The organism is Neptuniibacter sp. QD37_11, from assembly GCF_047778105.1.
GTDB lineage: Bacteria > Pseudomonadota > Gammaproteobacteria > Pseudomonadales > Balneatricaceae > Neptuniibacter.
The window spans coordinates 707529-727783 of sequence record NZ_CP180552.1 but is presented as its reverse complement, the minus strand read 5'-3'; the positions used below and the strand labels follow the sequence as shown (position 1 = coordinate 727783).

At 45.1% G+C, this 20255-nt stretch carries 17 protein-coding genes; 7 read left to right on the top strand and 10 right to left on the bottom strand.

Features of this window, described 5'->3' with window-relative positions; genetic code table 11:
• Positions 1-5 precede the first annotated feature (5 nt).
• Together serC and gyrA are read right to left on the bottom strand one after the other, a co-directional pair.
• Positions 6-1088 carry a 3-phosphoserine/phosphohydroxythreonine transaminase gene (gene serC, locus ACMXYT_RS03180; protein WP_415883567.1) on the bottom strand — a complete coding sequence of 361 codons (1083 nt, stop codon included), beginning with the start codon at positions 1086-1088 and terminating at the stop codon, positions 6-8.
• A gap of 72 nt (positions 1089-1160) precedes the next feature.
• Positions 1161-3749, bottom strand: coding sequence for a DNA gyrase subunit A (gyrA, locus tag ACMXYT_RS03175; protein ID WP_415883566.1), 2589 nt, complete (start codon positions 3747-3749; stop codon positions 1161-1163).
• Between the two features lie 195 nt (positions 3750-3944).
• Here gyrA and ubiG point away from each other — a divergent pair, with 195 nt between their 5' ends.
• From ubiG to ACMXYT_RS03160, 3 genes are read left to right on the top strand one after another with little or no spacing between them, the layout of a single operon-like run.
• Positions 3945-4670: a bifunctional 2-polyprenyl-6-hydroxyphenol methylase/3-demethylubiquinol 3-O-methyltransferase UbiG gene (gene ubiG, locus ACMXYT_RS03170; RefSeq protein WP_415883565.1), complete on the top strand. Its 726-nt coding sequence runs from the start codon at positions 3945-3947 to the stop codon at positions 4668-4670.
• Positions 4671-4672: 2 nt separating this feature from the next.
• A complete protein-coding gene (locus tag ACMXYT_RS03165) occupies positions 4673-5353 on the top strand; it encodes an HAD-IA family hydrolase (protein ID WP_415900171.1) in 681 nt (226 codons plus the stop codon).
• Positions 5354-5372: 19 nt separating this feature from the next.
• On the top strand, positions 5373-6113 hold the full coding sequence (locus ACMXYT_RS03160; RefSeq protein WP_415900170.1) for a YciK family oxidoreductase: 741 nt from the start codon (positions 5373-5375) through the stop codon (positions 6111-6113).
• Between the two features lie 71 nt (positions 6114-6184).
• On the opposite strand, the gene rluB is transcribed toward ACMXYT_RS03160, so the two are convergent.
• From rluB to ACMXYT_RS03140, 4 genes are all read right to left on the bottom strand, one after another.
• Positions 6185-7015, bottom strand: a complete 831-nt coding sequence (gene rluB, locus ACMXYT_RS03155; protein ID WP_415900169.1) for a 23S rRNA pseudouridine(2605) synthase RluB — start codon at positions 7013-7015, stop codon at positions 6185-6187.
• Positions 7016-7130: 115 nt separating this feature from the next.
• Entirely contained in the window at positions 7131-7526 is a 396-nt protein-coding gene (locus ACMXYT_RS03150) for an H-NS family nucleoid-associated regulatory protein (protein ID WP_415900168.1), read from the bottom strand.
• 95 nt (positions 7527-7621) lie between these two features.
• Entirely contained in the window at positions 7622-8242 is a 621-nt protein-coding gene (locus ACMXYT_RS03145; protein ID WP_415900167.1) for an L-threonylcarbamoyladenylate synthase, read from the bottom strand.
• 71 nt (positions 8243-8313) lie between these two features.
• On the bottom strand, positions 8314-9150 hold the full coding sequence (locus ACMXYT_RS03140; RefSeq protein WP_415900166.1) for a PHP domain-containing protein: 837 nt from the start codon (positions 9148-9150) through the stop codon (positions 8314-8316).
• Between the two features lie 72 nt (positions 9151-9222).
• Here ACMXYT_RS03140 and ACMXYT_RS03135 point away from each other — a divergent pair, with 72 nt between their 5' ends.
• The 3 genes from ACMXYT_RS03135 (at position 9223) to ACMXYT_RS03125 (ending at position 10907) form a co-directional block, all read left to right on the top strand.
• Positions 9223-9771, top strand: coding sequence for a septation protein A (locus tag ACMXYT_RS03135; protein ID WP_415883558.1), 549 nt, complete (start codon positions 9223-9225; stop codon positions 9769-9771).
• A gap of 11 nt (positions 9772-9782) precedes the next feature.
• Positions 9783-10082, top strand: a complete 300-nt coding sequence (locus ACMXYT_RS03130) for a YciI family protein (RefSeq protein ID WP_415900165.1) — start codon at positions 9783-9785, stop codon at positions 10080-10082.
• Positions 10083-10313: 231 nt separating this feature from the next.
• Positions 10314-10907: an OmpA family protein gene (locus ACMXYT_RS03125; RefSeq protein ID WP_415900164.1), complete on the top strand. Its 594-nt coding sequence runs from the start codon at positions 10314-10316 to the stop codon at positions 10905-10907.
• A 125-nt stretch (positions 10908-11032) separates the two neighbouring features.
• Here the strand turns inward: ACMXYT_RS03125 and purL are convergent, their stop codons facing one another.
• Complete coding sequence (gene purL, locus ACMXYT_RS03120; RefSeq protein ID WP_415900163.1) at positions 11033-14935, bottom strand: phosphoribosylformylglycinamidine synthase; 3903 nt, start codon at positions 14933-14935, stop codon at positions 11033-11035.
• Between the two features lie 108 nt (positions 14936-15043).
• Here purL and mltF point away from each other — a divergent pair, with 108 nt between their 5' ends.
• Positions 15044-16522 (top strand): membrane-bound lytic murein transglycosylase MltF, encoded by a 1479-nt coding sequence (mltF, locus tag ACMXYT_RS03115; RefSeq protein WP_415900162.1) that lies wholly within the window; start codon positions 15044-15046, stop codon positions 16520-16522.
• On the opposite strand, the gene tadA is transcribed toward mltF, so the two are convergent.
• The 3 genes from tadA to guaB all read right to left on the bottom strand — a co-directional run bounded on the left by tadA (position 16508) and on the right by guaB (position 20237).
• Positions 16508-17020, bottom strand: a complete 513-nt coding sequence (gene tadA / locus ACMXYT_RS03110; RefSeq protein WP_415900161.1) for a tRNA adenosine(34) deaminase TadA — start codon at positions 17018-17020, stop codon at positions 16508-16510. The two genes, mltF and tadA, sit on opposite strands and share 15 nt — an antisense overlap.
• A gap of 74 nt (positions 17021-17094) precedes the next feature.
• Positions 17095-18675, bottom strand: coding sequence for a glutamine-hydrolyzing GMP synthase (gene guaA / locus ACMXYT_RS03105; RefSeq protein WP_415895663.1), 1581 nt, complete (start codon positions 18673-18675; stop codon positions 17095-17097).
• A gap of 92 nt (positions 18676-18767) precedes the next feature.
• A complete protein-coding gene (gene guaB, locus ACMXYT_RS03100) occupies positions 18768-20237 on the bottom strand; it encodes an IMP dehydrogenase (RefSeq protein ID WP_415900160.1) in 1470 nt (489 codons plus the stop codon).
• Between the last annotated feature and the right edge of the window lie 18 nt (positions 20238-20255).

The window sequence follows — 20255 nt, the reverse complement described above, 5'->3', positions numbered from 1 at the left end:
TGATTTTAAGCGTGTTGCTTTTCAAACTGCTGCATAAACGCGATCAACGCATCCACTGCTTCCTCTGGGACAGCATTGTAGATGCTCGCACGCATACCACCTACAGAGCGATGACCTTTAAGGTTCAATAAACCCGCTTCTTCTGCTTGTTCTAAGAACAGTTTATCCAAAGCATCATCAGCCAAAGTAAATGGCACGTTCATCCAAGAACGGTTAGCTGACGCCATTGGGTTAGCATAGAAGTCACTGGCATCAATCGCTGCATAGAGTTTTTCTTGTTTACGCTGATTAGCCGCTTGTATCGCAGCTACACCACCTTGGGCTTTTAGCCATTTAAAGACTAAACCAGCTAGATACCAACCATAGGTTGGCGGTGTATTACACATAGATTCAGCATCAGCATGTACTTTGTAATCAAACATTGTTGGTGTGCCGGCAACAACATCACCTAACAAATCTTCTCTTACAATCACAACCGTCAAACCTGCTGGGCCAATATTCTTTTGCGCGCCCGCATAGATCAAACCAAACTGGTTTACATCAATCTCGCGAGACAGGATTGTAGAGGATAGATCAGCAACTAGAGGAACATCTCCAGACTGAGGTACATAATCAAACTCCAAGCCACCAATCGTTTCATTTGGCGTGTAATGCAGATAAGCCGCCTCTGCATTTAGCTCCAACTCGCTTTGGCTTGGAACAGCAGTAAAACCGTTACCTTCGCTAGATGCAGCAATACGTACATCACAATAACGAGACGCTTCTTGGATCGCTTTTTTCGACCAGATACCGGTATTAATATAGTCAGCCGTAGTTTTACCGCGCAGCAAGTTCATTGGAATCATAGAAAACTGCGAGGTAGCCCCACCTTGAAGGAATAGAACCTTGTAGTCACTACCAATTCCCATCAGGTCACGTAAATCCTGCTCTGCTGCTTCAGCAACCGAGACAAACTCTTTACTGCGGTGACTCATTTCCATAATGGAAAGGCCTTTACCGTGCCAGTCTAGAAGTTCCTCTTGAGCCTGCAGCAATACTTCACTAGGTAAACCAGCAGGGCCTGCACTGAAATTGTACTTACGTGTCATAGACTTATCTTCACTCTACTTAAAGTCATATATAAAAAATGCGGCACATTCGCGCCGCACTTGAGGTAGAAATTATTCCTCAGCAGTGGTCGGGGTTTCCGCCTCTGCATCAGTCTCCACCTGCTCTTCTTCGTCTGGTTCTTCGATACGAGCAACGCTGACTAAGCGTTCTTCATCGCTAACGCGAATCAGAGTTACACCTTGCGTATTTCGTCCAAGTTCTGAGATCTCATCCCCGCGCGTACGCACCAAGGTACCCTGATCACTGATCAGCATGACATCATCACCATCGAAGACTTGAACAGCACCCGCTAGGGCACCATTTCGATCAGAGCATTGCTGAGCAATAACACCCTGACCACCACGACCTTTCACAGGGAAATCATCAACAGCGGTTTTCTTACCATAACCATTTTCAGAAGCGGTCAAAATCTTACCGCCCTCTTGAGGAATGATTAACGAGATAACCTTAACGCCGTCATCCATCTTAACGCCACGTACACCACGTGCTGTACGGCCCATTGGGCGTACATCTTCCTCACGGAAGCGCATAGATTTACCAGCACTTGTCATCAACATGACATCGTCTTCACCATTAGTGATTGCAGCACCGATTAGATGGTCATCATCTAACAAATCAAGAGCAATCAGACCGCTAGTACGCGGACGGGAGAAGTTAGTCAGTGCAGTCTTCTTAACCGTACCGGAAGCTGTCGCCATGAAGATAAACTTATCTTCTTCGTAGCTACCTACAGGCAAGATCGTGCTGATGCGCTCACCTTCATCCAAAGGCAAGATATTAACAATCGGACGACCACGTGCTGTGCGGCTCGCCACTGGAATTTCAAATACGCGTAACCAGTAAACTTTACCGCGGTCCGTGAAGCACAGAATCGTATCGTGGGTATTCGCAATCAGTAGATGCTCGATGAAATCTTCATCTTTAATCGCTGCTGCTGACTTACCTTTACCACCTCGACGCTGAGATTGGTAATCGGTCAACGGCTGAGTTTTCGCGTAGCCACCGTGAGATATAGTTACCACCATATCTTCTTCAGTGATCAGATCTGCAACTGTCAGATCTTTACGAGAAGCAGTAATTTCAGTACGGCGCTCATCACCATATTCTTCCAAAATCGCTTCAAGCTCTTCACGAATCACTTCCATTAAGCGTTCGTGTGAACCTAGAATTTTCAGAAGTTCAGCAATACGTTCTAACAGCTCTTTATATTCAGCAATCAGTTTTTCATGCTCAAGACCTGTTAGACGGTGCAAACGTAACTCTAGAATTGCTTGAGCCTGAACTGGAGAAAGATTGTACTTACCATCGCGTAAGCCATACTGTTCTTCCAGATCTTCAGGGCGACATGCATCTTCACCAGCACGCTCCAGCATCTGAATTACATCACCCGGCGCCCACGCTTCTGCGATCAAACGTTCTTTCGCTTCAGCTGGGGTTGGCGAAGTTTTAATCATTTCAATAACAGGATCTATGTTTGCAAGAGCAATCGCTAGACCTTCAAGAATATGACCACGTTCACGCGCCTTACGAAGCAAATAAACAGTACGACGAGTAACGACTTCGCGACGATGACGTATAAAGCATTCAAGCGCTGTTTTCAGATCAAGGATCTTTGGCTGACCATCAACCAAAGCGACCATATTGATACCAAAAACTGACTCCATCTGCGTCTGAGCAAACAGGTTGTTGATAACCACATCTGGCATTTCACCACGACGTAGTTCAATAACAATACGCATGCCGTCTTTGTCAGACTCATCACGAAGTTCGGTAATGCCTTCAATCTTCTTATCTTTAACAAGCTCAGCAATCTTTTCGATTAAGCGCGCTTTGTTAAGCTGATAAGGGATCTCAGTGATGATAAGTGAAGGCTTGCCGCTCTTTGCATCTTCTTCTACATGGTGCTTAGCACGCACATAGATACGACCACGACCAGTACGGTATGCCTGAAGGATTCCTGCACGGCCGTTAATAATACCGCCTGTTGGGAAATCAGGACCTGGAATAAACTCCATAAGGTCATCAACAGACAGGTCTGAATTTTCAATCAGCGCAATACAACCACGAACCACCTCAGACAGGTTATGCGGTGGAATATTCGTCGCCATACCAACCGCAATACCAGAAGAGCCATTTACCAATAGGTTTGGCACACGGTTAGGTAAAACCGCTGGAATTTTTTCTGTACCGTCATAGTTATCAACAAAATCGACGGTCTCTTTCTCAAGATCTGCCAACAGCTCATGGGCGATCTTATCCATGCGGATTTCGGTATAACGCATCGCAGCGGCGGAGTCACCGTCGATCGAACCAAAGTTACCCTGGCCATCTACCAGCGTATAACGCATGGAGAAATCCTGAGCCATTCGAACAATAGTGTCGTATACCGCACTATCACCATGCGGGTGGTATTTACCGATTACGTCACCTACCACACGGGCAGATTTTTTATATGCTTTGTTCCAGTCATTGCCCAATTCATTCATCGCAAACAACACGCGACGGTGAACTGGTTTAAGGCCATCGCGCGCATCTGGCAACGCACGGCCGACGATTACGCTCATTGCGTAATCAAGGTAAGACTGCTTCAGTTCATCTTCGATGTTAACTGGCAGGATTTCTCTGGCTAAATCACCCATTCCCTATCCTTGAATCACTCTCACAACGGAAGGTTTCCGCGGATATTTTTAACCGCGCGAGTATATCACATTTCCTACAAGGGAATCCTGAAAAAATAAGAGGTTATACAATTAAAGTTAGAGATGCGCGATCAACTGTTTTTCAATGCCTTAGCAATGGTAGAATGCCAACAAATACTTTAAAGCTAAAACATCATGACTCAGCCAGAAAACAGCACTCAAGCAAACGTTGATCCAGCAGAAATCGCAAAGTTTGAAGAACTTGCCAGCAAATGGTGGGATAAAAATAGCGAATTCAAACCACTCCACGACATCAACCCGTTACGCGTTGGTTATATAGATCGCATTGCGCATCTGGCCGAAAAGAAAGTATTAGACGTCGGTTGTGGTGGCGGAATTTTGTCCGAATCAATGGCTCAACGCGGTGCAACCGTAACAGGCATTGATATGGGCGCCGCTCCTCTAAAAGTTGCAAAACTACACGGTCTTGAAAGTGGCGTTAATGTCAGCTACAAACAGATCCCCGTTGAAGAGCTAGCAGCCGAGCAACCTGAATCCTTTGATGTTGTTACCTGCATGGAGATGCTGGAACATGTTCCCGATCCATCTTCAATCGTTCAAGCCTGTGCCAAACTTTGCAAACCGGGCGGCAAGGTCTTTTTCTCGACACTCAATCGCAATCCAAAGAGCTACCTTTTCGCGATCCTTGGCGCTGAGAAAGTACTGAAACTAGTTCCTGAAGGCACTCATGATTTCAAAAAGTTTATTCGCCCTTCTGAACTTGGCAACTGGATCCGTCAAAGCGGCCTAAAGAATATAGACATGTGCGGTATGACTTATAACCCACTGACGAAAACATACAGCCTTCATCCATCAGATGTCGATGTGAATTACATTATCGCTACGACTAAACCAGAGTAATCATGTCCGATAAACCAGCTTCAGTTTTATTCGATTTAGATGGCACACTAATAGACACCGCACCGGACTTTCACTGGGTTGTTAACACCCTCCTAAAAGAAGAAGGTCGTGATGAAATAAACTACGAATATCTTCGCGGTTATGTCTCTCATGGGGCCAGAGCTATGGTTGGGGCTGCTTTCAATCTAAAAGAAGGTGAAGCCGACTTTGACCGATTACACCAGCGAATGCTTAGCATTTATCTTGAACATCTTGATGTAGATAGCCAACTCTTTTTTGGTATGGCCGAATTTCTAACTTGGCTTGAAGAGCACAACATACCTTGGGGTGTTGTCACCAACAAACCAGAGCTCTACACCACACCAGTAATGCAAGGGCTACAACTGAGCGATTCAGCAAAAAGCGTCATTTGCCCAGACCACGTTAAAGACAAGAAACCAAACCCAGAAGCACTTTTCTTAGCCTGCAAAGAAATCGATTGCGACCCTGAAAGCAGCATCTACATTGGCGACCATATTAGGGATATCGAAGCAGGCAATCGCGCCGGCATGCTAACCATCGCAGCCGAGTACGGTTACATCGATCAAGGCGACGATCCTAAAAATTGGCAAGCCGATCACCAGATATCCAGTGCAACTGAGCTCAAGCCACTGCTACAATCTCTATACACTGCTTTACGTTAATGATTAGGAACAGATCACTATGTTTGAATACCAAGCCCCTGCAGACTTATTAAAGGATAAAGTTATTCTGGTGACTGGCGCTGGCTCAGGCATAGGCCGTACCGCAGCAATAACCTTTGCCGCTCACGGCGCAACCGTCATTCTTCTTGGCCGCACACTAGAAAAACTTGAAAATGTTTATGACGAGATTGAAGCCGCAGGTTATCCACAACCTGCACTAGTCCCTCTCAATCTAGAAAGTGCACAAGAACATGATTACATTGAGCTAACCAACACGCTCGATCAAGAATTCGGCCGAATCGATGGCATTCTTCACAATGCCAGCATCTTGGGTGTGCGGACACCGATTGAAAGCTACGACCCAGTAATTTGGCAGCAGGTGATGCAAGTAAATCTAAATGCACCATTCATGCTAACCCAAACCCTCATGCCACTTTTACAACAGTCAGATGATGCATCGGTTGTTTTCACATCATCAAGCGTAGGACGTCAAAGCAAGGCATACTGGGGTGCTTATGCAGCATCTAAATTTGCGACCGAAGGCTTGATGCAGACACTAGCAGATGAGACCAGCGGCATTTGCAATATTCGCGCTAACTGCATCAACCCAGGTGCAACCAGAACACAAATGCGCTCCGATGCCTACCCAGCTGAGAACCCGCAATCAGTGACCGCACCGGAAGACATTATGCCGGCCTATCTTTATCTAATGGGCAAAGACAGCGCAACTGTCAACGGCCAATCGCTAGACGCTCAATAATTTAGTAGAAATAAAAGACAATAAAAAAGCAGCTTTAAGCTGCTTTTTTATTGTCTAAATTTACTTCGTAACTAGCTTCCTTCTTGACGACGCGCCTTCTGCTTCTTGTAACGACGCTCGTATTTTTGCTTTTCATCAGCCGTCATTCTTGCGCCACGCTTCGGCTTAAGCTCAAGCATTTTAGACAGAGAATTCACTTCTTTACCGGTCATCTCTTTCCATGTGCCCGACTTAACATCGCTAGGCAAGAAAATAGGCCCAAAGCGAACACGTTTTAGACGGTTAACTTGAATCTCTTGCGACTCCCACAAACGACGAACCTCTCGATTACGCCCTTCCATCACTACACAGTGGAACCACTTATTGGCACCTTCACCATCAAAGAACTGCACATCGGTGAAACGGGCCATGCCATCTTCTAACAGAACACCTTCTTTTAGGCGGGACAAAATGCCGTCATCAACATTACCCAAAACACGAACTGCATATTCACGATCAATTTGAGCAGACGGGTGCATCAATGCATTTGCCAGTTCACCATCGGTAGTAAACAACAACAAACCAGATGTATTAATGTCGAGTCGACCAATCGCAATCCAACGCCCCTCTTTTAAAGGCGGCAGATGCCTAAAGACTGTTGGCCTACCTTCTGGGTCATGACGTGTACAGATTTCACCCACGGGCTTATTATAAATAAGCACTCTACGCTCAGCCTGCTTATCAAATATCAACTGTACAGGATGACCATCAACTTCAGCCGTATCACCTTCAGAGATTCGATCTCCTAAGGTAGCAATTGAACCATTTACTGAAACTCGACCTTCTTTAATCCAACGCTCCATCTCACGACGTGAGCCTATTCCGGAGCGCGCCAATACTTTATGTAACTTTTCGTCAGTCATTCGACGCACCTACAAATATGCTAATTAAGACAACAGGTATTAATCAAAGTTAATACCTTTAAACAAAAAAGCCCTTCCATAAAAGAAAGGGCTTCTATAAAACCGTACTCTTATTTTAAATGAGACAGTCTTCTTTAGTAAATCCTTTATCGAAATAAGCCTGAAAAGCTAACGGGGTACGGCCACGACCAGACCACTCGTGAACTTCACCGCTGTCATCTTCTATACGGTATTTAGGCTGCACCTTTTTCTTAGGCGTACTTGCAGCTTCACCAATTAGCCCCATTAGATCATTTAGATCCACACCTGCGTCCTGCATACTTTGGCGAATAGCTTCAATTTTTGCTGCTTTTTCCTGCTCAGCTGCCTCTAGCGCTTCTTCTTCAGCACGCTTATCTTCAGCAATAACAGTTAAATCAGAAATCACTTTTTCTAGTTCAGAAACAGATAATTCCTGGCATTGTTTGCGCAATGAATTTTTGCGCAGTAGAACTTTAAGAAAATCAGACATTTCAAAACCACCAAAATAAAAGTAAGTAAGCAATTATCTTTATAGTCGATAAATAATCAAGGAAAAATATTTTTCAAAAAGAAATAAAAAATAAATTAACCAAAGTCACTTATATCGCCTGCACCTTGTCTAATTATTTCAGGCACATCTTCAACTAAGTTAATTACACTTGTTGCTTCCATACCACAGTAGCCACCATCAATTACAAGATCGACCTGATGCTGCAATAATTCACGCATTTCATAGGGATCCATTAGCGGCATATCTTCGCCCGGCATTATTAGCGACGTGCTCATTATTGGCTCACCCAACGCTTCCGTTAGCGCTAGGGCAATTGCATTATCTGGAATTCTAATCCCTATCGTTCTTCTTTTTGGATGCAATAAACGCCTAGGCACCTCTGATGTAGCCTTTAAAATAAAGGTAAAAGCCCCTGGGGTGTGGGATTTTAATAATCGATAACAAGTATTATCCACTTTTGCATAAGTACTTATTTCGCTTAAATCTCGACACACTAATGTAAAATTATGCTTATCACTTAATTGTCGAATTCGCTTAATTCGCTCCAAAGCGGTCTTATCACCAAGATGACAACCCAATGCATAGGCGCAGTCCGTAGGATAGATAACCACGCCACCTTTATTAATTATTTCGACCGCTTGTGAAATCAAACGCGCTTGCGGATTATCGGGATGTATTTGAAAAAACTGGCTCACTATCACACGCCTTACATAAAGTTATTCTTATACAATCTATTATTTAATAAATAATCAAAAGCGACAAACTTTTAGTTCAATAATTTCTCTAGAACATGCTGCCCTTCAACCTTTATCGGAGGGTACTTTCCTAGGTTAGTCCACCCTTGTGAAGGCGCATGAAAATCACTACCTGCCGAAAGTAGTAAATTATTTTCTTTTGCTATTCTCAACAGATGATAATGATGATCTGGTGTAACTCCTGGATAAGAAACCTCAATTGCCTCTCCACCACATTCAACAAAGTCAGCAATAACTAAACGTAGCTTCGTAAAAGTCATCTTATACTTAGTGGGATGCGCTAAAACCGCAATACCACCCGCAGCTTTGATCACCCCCACTGTTTCAGAAAGTTCAGGCCATGCCATTTTGACATCACCTTTTTTTCCAATGCCTAAATATTTTTTAAAAGCTTGCTGCTCATTAGCAACCGCTCCTTGCTCACGTAAAGCTCGTGCAAAATGGGGTCGCCCAATACTCCCCTGACCAGCCAATTGCTTTGCCTGCTCAAAAACATCAGGTAAGCCCATAGAAACCAGTTGCTGACTAATTTTCTTTGACCGTTCTATTCGAAGATTAGATAAATTAGCAAGATAGGATTTTAAACTGTCGGATTCTAAATCCACCCCTAGCCCTACAATATGAATAACTCGGCCATTCCAAAGGCAGGTTAGTTCAGTTCCTGTAATAATCTTAATTTCTGCAGGGTTTTCAGCCTGTAAAACTTTAACCCCAGCTACCGTGTCATGGTCTGTTAAAGCTAGGACATCAATATTATTGTTTTTTGCCAACTCTAGTAATTCTATAGGGGACAAGGCACCGTCTGACGCAGTAGAATGACAATGTAAATCGTAGTGTGGTAATTCCATATTTTTCACTCTATCTATAAAGAGCTATAACGTTCTTTGTATTTTACCTTAAACGGACTGATTTCAACGACTATGAAGCTGTTACTCGATTTTTTACCTATTATTATCTTTTTCATCGTCTATAAGGCAACAAACGACATCATTTTAGCCACCGCAATCCTAATACCAGCTACGCTGCTCCAAATGCTGTACACATGGATTAAAACGCACACAATCGAAAAGATGCAGCTAGTCACACTAGTTTTAGTTGTTCTTTTAGGTGGAGCAACGGTTGCCTTTCAAGATAAAACCTTTATCCAGTGGAAACCAACTGTTGTTAACTGGTTATTTGGCCTAGCTTTTTTGGGCAGCCAGTTCATCGGTCAAAAAACTATTGTTGAGCGCCTTATGGGTAGCAATATATCCCTCCCGGCGTTCGCTTGGAAAAACCTTAATATTGCTTGGGTTATATTCTTCGTACTGATGGGCATTATTAACCTATTTGTCGCCTACAGTTTTAGCGAAGAAATTTGGGTTAACTTTAAATTATTCGGCATGCTTGGTCTCACCCTTGTCTTTATTATTGCTCAAGGTTTCTACCTATCACGCCACATTGAAAATACAGAAAATAACGATCAGTAGCAGGAGACCTTATGTTTTACGCTATTATTTCCGAAGATGTTGAGAATAGCCTAGAAAAAAGACTGGCAGCCCGCCCAGACCATCTAGCGAGACTGAATCAACTTAACGAAGAAGGCCGCTTACTTATAGCCGGTCCTCATCCTGCCATTGATAGTGAAGACCCAGGCGAAGCTGGTTTTAGCGGCAGTCTAGTTATTGCAGAGTTCAATTCACTGCAAGAAGCGCAAGCTTGGGCAGATAAAGACCCATATATAGAAGCAGGGGTATATGCCAAAGTGGTAGTAAAACCCTATAAAAAAGTATTACCATAACAACAGAATATAGAGAAAATCTGCAACTAAAGTGCACAGTTTGCATTCAGAAATAGATAGCTATCTATATTAGCCAGGCTAAAAATAGCGGCTTTTATCCGACAATAGTCAAAAGATAGTACAAAATATTGGAATGTTTATACTATGTTCAGCTTAGAAGAGTTGTAATAAGCAGATTATTTCTTACAATTCTAAGATACAGAACCCCAATCGTATTTTAAGGACAGCAAAATGAAAAAATTCGCAATTGCTTCAGGCCTAGTGATGGCTATGGGCCTAGCTACTGGTGCACAAGCACACCCAGACAATGCAGGTTACTGGGACGAAACTCCGAACGCTACAGTTTGGAAAACTGGCTCAGGTGGCTGCTGGCGTCACGGCTTCTGGGAAGAAGCTAATGCTATCGAAGGTTGTGAAGGCTACAAAGCACCAGCTGCTCCTGCTCCAGAACCAGCTCCAGCACCAGCTCCAATGGCTACTGTTGAGAAGCACATCGTATACTTCGACTTCGACAGCTCTAACGCTGGCGATGTAAGCGACATTTCTAGCTACATCAACTCTCTTAAGTCTGTAACTAGCGTAAACCTAGTTGGTCACGCTGACCGTATCGGTGCGAGCGCATACAACGACGCTCTATCTATGAAGCGTGTAAATGCAGTTTCTGAAGCTCTACAAGCTGGCGGCGTAAACGGCTCTGTAATCAGCACTGGTTACATGGGTGAAAACGCTCCTGCTAAATCTTGCGATGGCCAGCGCGGCGCTAACCTAATCGACTGCCTACGTGCTAACCGTCGTGTAGAAGTTGAGATTTCTGGTACTAAGTAATTCCTTACTACCTTTATAAAAAGGCGCTCACTGAGCGCCTTTTTTTTCATCATTTTTTGCCTTCCCCTTAAAATAACGAGCAATAAAAAAGGCAGCCTTGGCTGCCTTTTTATACCGTAAAGGAATTAACCTACCCAAACTCGCGCATTGCGGAACATGCGCATCCACGCACCATCCTCAGACCATTCATCTGGCGCCCAGCTGTTAGTTACAGTGCGGAAAACACGCTCAGGGTGCGGCATCATAATAGTCACACGACCATCAGTAGTTGTAACACCTGTAATACCTTCTGGTGACCCATTCGGGTTAGCAGGGTAAACCTCTGTAGGCTGACCATAGTTATCCACGTAACGTAGAGCCACTGTATCAGATGACTTAAGTCCCGCAAGGTGCGCTTCATCTTTGAATTCTGCACGACCTTCGCCGTGTGCTACTGCGATTGGCATACGAGAACCCGCCATACCCTGCAAGAACACAGACTTAGAATCTTGAACTTCTACCATAGCAACACGCGCTTCAAACTGCTCTGAAACGTTACGTACGAAGTGCGGCCACAAGTCAGAACCAGGAATCAATTCATGCAAGTTAGACAGCATCTGACAACCGTTACAGATACCTAATGCAAACGTGTCTTCACGGTTAAAGAACTGCTGGAATTGATCACGTGCACGTGCGTTAAATAGGATCGATTTAGCCCAACCTTCACCTGCACCCAACACATCACCATACGAGAAGCCACCACAAGCAACCAGGCCTTTAAACTGATCAAGCTCAACGCGACCAGAAAGGATATCACTCATGTGGACATCAACAGCTGCAAAACCAGCACGATCAAACGCCGCGCCCATTTCAATCTGACCGTTTACACCCTGCTCACGAACGATAGCCATCTGAGGACGTGTACCCGTCTGAATAAATGGCGCAGCAACATCTTCATTCTGATCAAACGTAAGCTCAGTATTCAGACCCGGATCTTGTTTATCAAGAATACGATCAAACTCTTGTTGTGCACATTCAGAGTTATCACGCAAAGACTGAATCTGGTAAGAAGTCTCTGCCCACCAGCGCTGTAGCTGTACGCGTGACTCAGAATAGATCTCTTCCTCATTGAAGTGGAAGCGAATCTCATCATCCAAGTTAGTAGAACCTAGAACCTGAGCAATATCGCCAAGACCTGCGGCATTTAGCTCAGTCAGAACCGTTTCTAAGCTATCACGCTTAACCTGAATAACGGCACCTAGCTCTTCAGCAAACAACGCTGCGGCCAACTCACTCTCTTCGCCAGCAAGCATATCTAGATTCAGATCAACACCTGTTTTACCAGCAAATGCCATTTCAGCAATCGTTGCAAATAGACCGCCATCAGCACGGTCATGGTATGCAAGGATTTGACCTTGCTCGTTCAGTTCTTGAATCGCTGCAAAGAACGCTACAAGTTGCTCTGGCTGATCAACATCAGGAACATCTTGACCTACTTCGTTATAAACCTGAGCTAATGCAGAAAGGCCAATACGGTTTTTACCATTACCTAGATCCAAAAGAATCAGGTCAGTTTCACCTTGATCAGTACGTAGCTGAGGCGTCAATGTTTTACGGGCATCTGTTACAGGGGCAAAGCCTGTAATAATCAAAGACATCGGCGCAGTTACAGATTTTTGTTCGCCTTCATCTTCCCACACGGTACGCATAGACATGGAGTCTTTGCCTACAGGGATAGTGATACCCAGCTGCGGACACAACTCCATACCTACAGCTTTTACAGTGTCATACAGTTTTTCATCTTCACCTGGGTGGCCAGCAGCACACATCCAGTTTGCAGACAGCTTAATATCTTTAATGTCGCCGATGCGAGCTGACGCAATGTTAGTAACAGTCTCACCTATCGCCATACGACCAGACGCAGGAGAGTCAACCAATGCAAGCGGTGTACGCTCACCCATGGCCATTGCTTCACCAGTATATGTATCGTAAGCAGCAGTCGTTACCGCACAGTTAGCCACAGGAACCTGCCATGGACCAACCATTTGATCACGCGCTACTTGACCAGTAATCGAACGGTCACCGATAGTGATCAAGAAAGACTTAGAAGCTACCGCAGGCAGTTTCATTACGCGCTCAGCCGCATCTTTAAGATCGATCGAGCTTGTATCGAAAGACGGTACTTCGTATGCTTTGCGCTCTACAGAACGATGCATTTTTGGCGGCTTGCCAAACAACACGCTCATTGGTAGATCAACTGGCTTATTCTCGAAGTGAGTATCACCAAGCGTTAAGTGCATCTCTTCGATCGCTTCACCTACAACCGCATAAGGGCAACGCTCACGCTCACAAATCGCTTCGAAGCGAGCCATATCCGCTGGAGCCACCGCCATAACATAACGCTCTTGCGCTTCGTTACACCAGATAGCCAACGGCGACATGCCTGGCTCATCATTGTTCACATTACGCAGTTCGAAATTAGCACCACGATTACCATCACCTACCAATTCAGGGAAGGCATTGGATAGACCACCTGCACCTACGTCATGAATAAATGCGATTGGGTTTTCATCACCCAACTGCCAGCACTGGTCGATAACTTCTTGGCAACGACGCTCTAGCTCAGGGTTATCACGCTGTACAGAGGCAAAATCAAGATCAGCAGTAGAAGAACCCGATGTCATAGAAGATGCAGCACCACCACCTAGACCAATCTGCATTGCAGGGCCACCGAGGCAGATCAGCTTAGCACCTACTGGGATTTCACCCTTTTCAACGTGCTCATCACGAATGTTACCTAAACCACCCGCAATCATGATTGGCTTGTGGTAACCACGAACTTCTTCACCCGCAGCGCCGTTTACTTTCTGTTCGAAAGTACGGAAGTAACCTGTTAGCGCGGGACGACCAAATTCGTTGTTAAATGCAGCACCACCAATAGGGCCTTCGATCATGATATCCAGAGGTGTCACAATACGCTCTGGCTTACCGTATTTAGATTCCCATGGCTGCTCAAAGCCAGGAATATTTAGATCAGACACAGTAAAACCTGTAAGACCAGCTTTTGGCTTAGAACCTTTACCGGTCGCACCTTCATCACGAATTTCACCACCTGAACCTGTTGCAGCACCCGAGTGTGGTGCAATTGCAGTTGGGTGGTTGTGAGTTTCAACTTTCATCAGGATCTGAATATCTTCCTGATTGTAGCTGTACTCTTTGCTATCCGGTTTTGGGAAGAATCGACCCGCTTTAGAACCAACCATTACCGCAGCGTTATCTTTATACGCCGACAGTACGTTCTCACCGCCCATTTCATTGGTGTTACGAATCATGGCAAACAGCGATTTCTCCTGCGCTTCGCCATCGATATCCCATGAAGCGTTAAAGATCTTGTGACGGCAGTGCTCAGAGTTCGCCTGAGCAAACATCATCAATTCAACATCTGTCGGATTACGGTCTAGCTCGATAAAGCTTTCAACTAGGTAATCAATCTCATCTTCAGCCAACGCTAGGCCAAGGTCGGTATTCGCTGCAACTAACGCTTCACGGCCACCACCCAAAATATCTACAGTCGTCAGTGGCTTCGGCTCTTCTTCTAAGAAAAGCGAAGACGCGTCATCTATACTTGGCAATACAGCTTCAACCATGCGATCGAACAATACAGCCTGTACAGCTTCTACTTCAGCATCAGTAAGATCTTTAGATGCTTGAACGTAGTATGCGATACCGCGCTCCAGACGCTTGATCGCTGATAAGCCACAGTTGTGAGCGATATCAGTTGCCTTCGACGACCAAGGCGATATAGTGCCCGGGCGAGGAACAACTAAAAACAGCTGACCCGCTGGCTCCTGAGCCTCAGCTTTTGGTCCGTAACGTAAAATACGTTCCAATACTTTTTGCTCATCGTCCGATAAAGCTTGTGACAAATCGGAAAAATGCATAAATTCAGCATATAGACCTGTTACAGCAGGAACTGAAGACTGAATAACGGTAAGTAACTTTTCATGACGAAAAGCAGAAAGAGCAGGTGCTCCGCGCAGTGCCAGCATCTCTAATAGAGCCTCTTGATAGCTGCAAATATAAAGCAGTGGTTACAGGAGAAATATAAGTAGTGAATTTTACCGAAACAGCCAGTTGGATACCAGAAAAGCAGTACGATGTTTGATATTAGTCGCAAAAAAGATGCAGCATATGCTCTGGTTATTTTTCTTTTGCTCTGTATTCCGGGCTTATTAAGCTGGAATAGCAAAACCCAGCTAGGCGCGATCATAGAATCTGGCGCGATAAAACTCGTTACACGCAACTCACCGAACACTTATTTTATTGAAAAAGGCAAGCCAGCAGGTTTTGAATACGATTTAGCCAAAGCTTATGCCGACCATCTTGGCGTAGAACTCGAATTGGTTCTTCCTGATGATTTCAGTTCTATTTTCACGACGATGAGCGCACGTGATGGTCATATCGCGGGCTCCATGCTTACGATCACCGAAGAACGCCAGGAAAAGTTTGAGTTCACCCAACCCTATCTCAAAACCACGACTACGCTGATATACCGTCAAACCAAAGGCAAGAAAGCACCCAAAGACATTTCCGATCTACTTAAACCCGGTAAAAAACTAGTCGTCCTAGCCAACAGCAGCCATGCCGAACTCTTACAAGACCTTAAAGCTCAATATCCAGAATTAACTTGGGACGAAACCAGTACTTTTTCTTCTACTGAATTGATGGAACAAGTGCAAAACAAAGAAATAGACTACACAGTCGTTGATGCCGTTACTTTCGATAGCCAAAAAACCTTTTTCCCAGGCCTTAAAAAAGGCTTTGATCTCGACGAGCCACAACCTCTAGCCTGGATGCTCTCCCCTCATCACGACCAAACTTTGCGCGATTCCATTAATCGCTTTCTTGCCCTTGAAAGTACCCAAACTCTGATCGAATCACTAAAAGAAAAATATTTTAATCGCAGTAATCCACTTAATTTCTACGACACCACGACCTTCAAGAAGGATATGCAAACACGCTTTCCGAAGATCGAACAGTATTTCCTTATGGCCGAGCAGGAAACCGGAATAGACTGGCAATTATTAGCGTCCATTGCCTACCAAGAATCTCACTGGGATCCAAAAGCAGTCTCCCCTACAGGTGTCAAAGGAATAATGATGCTAACCAATGCTGCAGCTAAAGAGGTTAATGTCACCGACCGGACAGACCCCATGCAAAGTATTATCGGCGGTGCTCATTACCTTGTAATCGTAAAGAAGAAAATTCCAGATCGCATTCCTGATCCTGACCACTTGTGGTTTGCACTCGCTGGTTACAACGTAGGTTACGGTCACTTAGAAGATGCGCGTGTATTGACCTCAAGAGCCGGGCTAAACCCCGATAAGTGGGATGATGTAAAAAAACACCTTCCCCTATTAACTCAAGAAAGACATTACAGCACTGTCCGTTACGGTTATGCACGCGGGTACGAACCTGTGCACTATGTCAGTAATATTCGAAAATATATGAAGCTACTTAGCTGGGAGATGCAGGTTCTCCAAACTAAGCGCCAGGACGAAGAAGCGGACCTAAATCCAGACCATGAAAGCTGGGATAAAGGACAAGTAGTCGAGGATCTTCTACCCGCCCTTTAGTAGGTTTTGCTTTTTAGCTAATTTTTCGGCCTTGATTTCGGCACGACGACGCTTGAAGAACGCGCTAATTTTTTCGCTACAACGCTCAGCTAATACACCAGCCTCGACCTCAACCTGATAATTCATCCAAGTTTGATCAAGCAACTGTCCATTACTCTGAACAGCCCCAGCTTTAGCTTCAACCGCCCCAAAAATAACACGTCGAATACGAGAATGAACAATAGCTCCGGTGCACATAGTGCAAGGCTCGATTGTTACATAGAGATCAGCACCGACCAGCCTGTAGTTACCGACATTAGCCGCCGCATCCCTCAACGCAAGTATTTCAGCGTGTGCAGTTGGGTCGTGACCACTAATCGGCTGATTCCAGCCCCTACCAATAACCTCACCATCTAGAACCACGATAGCACCGACCGGCACTTCGTTAATTTCTTCAGCTCGATCCGCCAGCAGTAAAGCCTCTTCCATCCAGCGTTCATCTATCTCTCGCTGATCCATTCACCTTTCCCCAAACACTAAAAAGCCTGCACAAGAGCAGGCTTTTTATCATAACAATTCAGCTTAAAGAATACTTATTCCCACTCAATTGTCGCAGGTGGCTTAGAGCTTACATCATAAGTCACACGAGATACTTTAGGGATCTCATTGATGATACGGCTAGATACAGTTTCTAGAAGCTCGTAAGGTAGATGAGCCCAACGCGCTGTCATAAAGTCGATAGTCTCTACCGCACGAATAGCAATAACGTATTCGTAACGACGACCATCACCTACAACACCTACAGATTTAACTGGTAGGAACACCGCAAATGCCTGACTTGTCTTGTGGTACCAATCAGCTTTATGCAGCTCTTCAATGAAGATCGCATCCGCTTCACGCAAGATATCAGCATATTCTTTCTTAACTTCACCAAGGATACGCACACCCAAACCCGGTCCAGGGAACGGGTGACGGTAAACCATATCGTATGGAAGACCCAGTTCAAGACCCAGCTTACGCACTTCATCCTTAAACAACTCACGTAGCGGCTCAACTAGCTCAAACTGCATATCTTCAGGCAGACCACCCACATTGTGGTGAGACTTAATCACATGCGCCTTACCCGTCTTCGCAGCAGCAGACTCAATTACGTCTGGGTAGATCGTACCCTGCGCTAGGAAGTTAACGTCAGTTAGCTTAGTCGCTTCATCATCAAATACTTCAATAAAAGTATTACCGATAATCTTACGCTTCTTCTCAGGGTCGTTTTCACCTTCCAAACGACCTAGGAATAAATCTTCCGCATCAGAACGAATGACTTTTACGCCCATGTTCTTAGCGAACATATCCATTACTTGATCGCCTTCCTGCTTACGCAGAAGACCGTTATCAACAAACACACAGGTCAGCTGATCGCCAATAGCCTTATGAAGCAATGCCGCTACAACAGAAGAATCAACACCACCGGATAGACCTAGAAGAACTTTCTGATCACCTACCTGCTCGCGTACTTTTTCGATCTGGTCTGCAATGATGTTTGCAGAGTTCCATAGCGCTTCAGTACCACAAATCTCAACAACAAAACGCTCAAGGATACGACCACCCTGTTTAGTGTGTGTCACCTCAGGGTGGAACTGAACACCAAAGAACTGCTTTTCAGGATTGCACATTGCTGCAATCGGAGCAGATTCAGTCGATGCAATTACTGCAAAGCCTTCTGGCAGCGTAGTAACTTTATCGCCATGGCTCATCCATACATCTAGAGAGAGAGCACCGTTGTTTGCAACGTGATCTTCAATACCTTCAAGTAGACGGCTTGGGCTGCTTTCTAAACGAACCTGGGCATAACCAAATTCACGCTTATCGGATGTAGAAACTTCACCGCCCATCTGAGCAGCCATAGTCTGCATGCCGTAGCAGATACCCAACACAGGCACATCTAGGTTAAATACAACCTCTGGTGCACGAGGTGAATCACCTTCAGTAACAGACTCTGGGCCACCAGCAAGGATAATACCTTTAGGCGCAAACTCACGGATATCGTCTTCAGACATATCCCAAGCGTGAATTTCACAGTAAACACCGATTTCACGTACACGACGTGCAATTAACTGCGTGTACTGAGAACCAAAATCTAGAATCAGAATTCGTTGAGCGTGAATATCTTTGGTCATAACTTTCAATCTCTTCACTTTGCGACATTAGCGTCGCCGCAAAAAAAAAAGGGGGCGGATTCTATCCACCCCTCTTTTCAGAGTTTATTTACTTAGCTTACGCGGTAGTTTGGCGCTTCTTTAGTGATGCTCACATCGTGAACATGACTTTCGCTCATACCCGCGTTAGTGATACGTACAAACTGTGGAACTGTACGCATAGTTTGAATATCGCCACTACCGGTGTAGCCCATCGCTGCACGCAAGCCACCTACTAACTGGTGAACTACGCCGCCCATTGGACCTTTACAAGGTACACGACCCTCAATACCTTCTGGCACCAACTTCTCAACGCCTTTAGAAGCATCTTGGAAGTAACGGTCAGAAGAACCTGAAGATTGACCCATAGCACCTAGAGAACCCATGCCACGGTAAGACTTGAATGCTCGACCTTGGAATAGTTCAACTTCACCTGGCGCTTCATCAGTACCCGCTAGCATAGAACCAACCATGATCGCAGATGCACCCGCAACAATGGCTTTAGCTAGGTCACCAGAGAAACGTACACCACCATCAGCGATGACAGGAACACCACGTTCAGCCATAGCAGTAGCAACATTAGCTACAGCACTGATCTGAGGCACGCCAACACCTGCAACGATACGTGTAGTACAGATAGAACCAGGGCCGATACCAACTTTAACACCATCAGCACCTGCATCAGCTAGCGCGATTGCCGCTTCAGCAGTAGCAATGTTACCGCCAATCACTTGGACCTGTGGGTAAGTCTGTTTAACCCAAGCAACGCGATCAATAACACCTTTAGAGTGGCCGTGTGCAGTATCAACAATAACTACGTCAACGCCAGCTTCTACAAGTGCGGTTACACGATCAGGTGTTTCAGGGCCAGTACCTACTGCAGCACCAACGATCAAACGACCTTTAGCATCTTTAGCAGCATTAGGATGAGACTGAGCCTTATTCATATCCTTAACTGTCATCATGCCTTGTAGTTTGAAGGCATCATCAACAACTAGGATTTTTTCAATACGGTGCTTACGAAGCAGATTGCGAACTTCATCAGGGTCCACACCCTCTTTCACTGTTACCAAACGCTCTTTTGGCGTCATGATAGAAGCAACAGTCGCATCCAGCTTACGTTCAAAACGGAAATCACGGTCAGTCACAATACCAACCAGATCGTCGCCATCAACTACAGGGAAGCCGGAGAAACCAACTTCAATAGACAGCTGACGTAGTTCACCTACAGTCATAGTAGAGCTGCAAGTTACAGGGTCACTTACAACACCTGCTTCATATTTTTTAACGCGACGAACTTCAGCAGCTTGCTGCTCAATTGTCAGGTTCTTATGGATGATCCCGATACCGCCTTCCTGCGCCATAGCTATAGCCAGACCGGATTCAGTCACGGTATCCATAGCAGCAGAGACCAAAGGAATATTCAGCTGAATACCTTTAGTCAGTTGAGTTTTCAGTGAAACGTCCTTTGGCAGTACTTCAGAGTAGCCCGGAACCAGCAACACATCGTCAAAAGTGAGTGCTTCCTCAGCAATTCGCAACATTCTTTGCCAGCCTGTGTA

Coding starts and splice junctions, on each gene's coding strand:
- guaA (WP_415895663.1), bottom strand. CDS start 18,675: ATGACCAAAGATATTCACGCTCAACGAATTCTGATTCTAGATTTTGGT.
- mltF (WP_415900162.1), top strand. CDS start 15,044: ATGTTTGATATTAGTCGCAAAAAAGATGCAGCATATGCTCTGGTTATT.
- ACMXYT_RS03165 (WP_415900171.1), top strand. CDS start 4,673: ATGTCCGATAAACCAGCTTCAGTTTTATTCGATTTAGATGGCACACTA.
- ACMXYT_RS03140 (WP_415900166.1), bottom strand. CDS start 9,150: ATGGAATTACCACACTACGATTTACATTGTCATTCTACTGCGTCAGAC.
- serC (WP_415883567.1), bottom strand. CDS start 1,088: ATGACACGTAAGTACAATTTCAGTGCAGGCCCTGCTGGTTTACCTAGT.
- rluB (WP_415900169.1), bottom strand. CDS start 7,015: ATGACTGACGAAAAGTTACATAAAGTATTGGCGCGCTCCGGAATAGGC.
- ACMXYT_RS03125 (WP_415900164.1), top strand. CDS start 10,314: ATGAAAAAATTCGCAATTGCTTCAGGCCTAGTGATGGCTATGGGCCTA.
- ACMXYT_RS03130 (WP_415900165.1), top strand. CDS start 9,783: ATGTTTTACGCTATTATTTCCGAAGATGTTGAGAATAGCCTAGAAAAA.
- ACMXYT_RS03160 (WP_415900170.1), top strand. CDS start 5,373: ATGTTTGAATACCAAGCCCCTGCAGACTTATTAAAGGATAAAGTTATT.
- purL (WP_415900163.1), bottom strand. CDS start 14,935: ATGCTGGCACTGCGCGGAGCACCTGCTCTTTCTGCTTTTCGTCATGAA.
- ACMXYT_RS03150 (WP_415900168.1), bottom strand. CDS start 7,526: ATGTCTGATTTTCTTAAAGTTCTACTGCGCAAAAATTCATTGCGCAAA.
- tadA (WP_415900161.1), bottom strand. CDS start 17,020: ATGGATCAGCGAGAGATAGATGAACGCTGGATGGAAGAGGCTTTACTG.
- gyrA (WP_415883566.1), bottom strand. CDS start 3,749: ATGGGTGATTTAGCCAGAGAAATCCTGCCAGTTAACATCGAAGATGAA.
- guaB (WP_415900160.1), bottom strand. CDS start 20,237: ATGTTGCGAATTGCTGAGGAAGCACTCACTTTTGACGATGTGTTGCTG.
- ubiG (WP_415883565.1), top strand. CDS start 3,945: ATGACTCAGCCAGAAAACAGCACTCAAGCAAACGTTGATCCAGCAGAA.
- ACMXYT_RS03135 (WP_415883558.1), top strand. CDS start 9,223: ATGAAGCTGTTACTCGATTTTTTACCTATTATTATCTTTTTCATCGTC.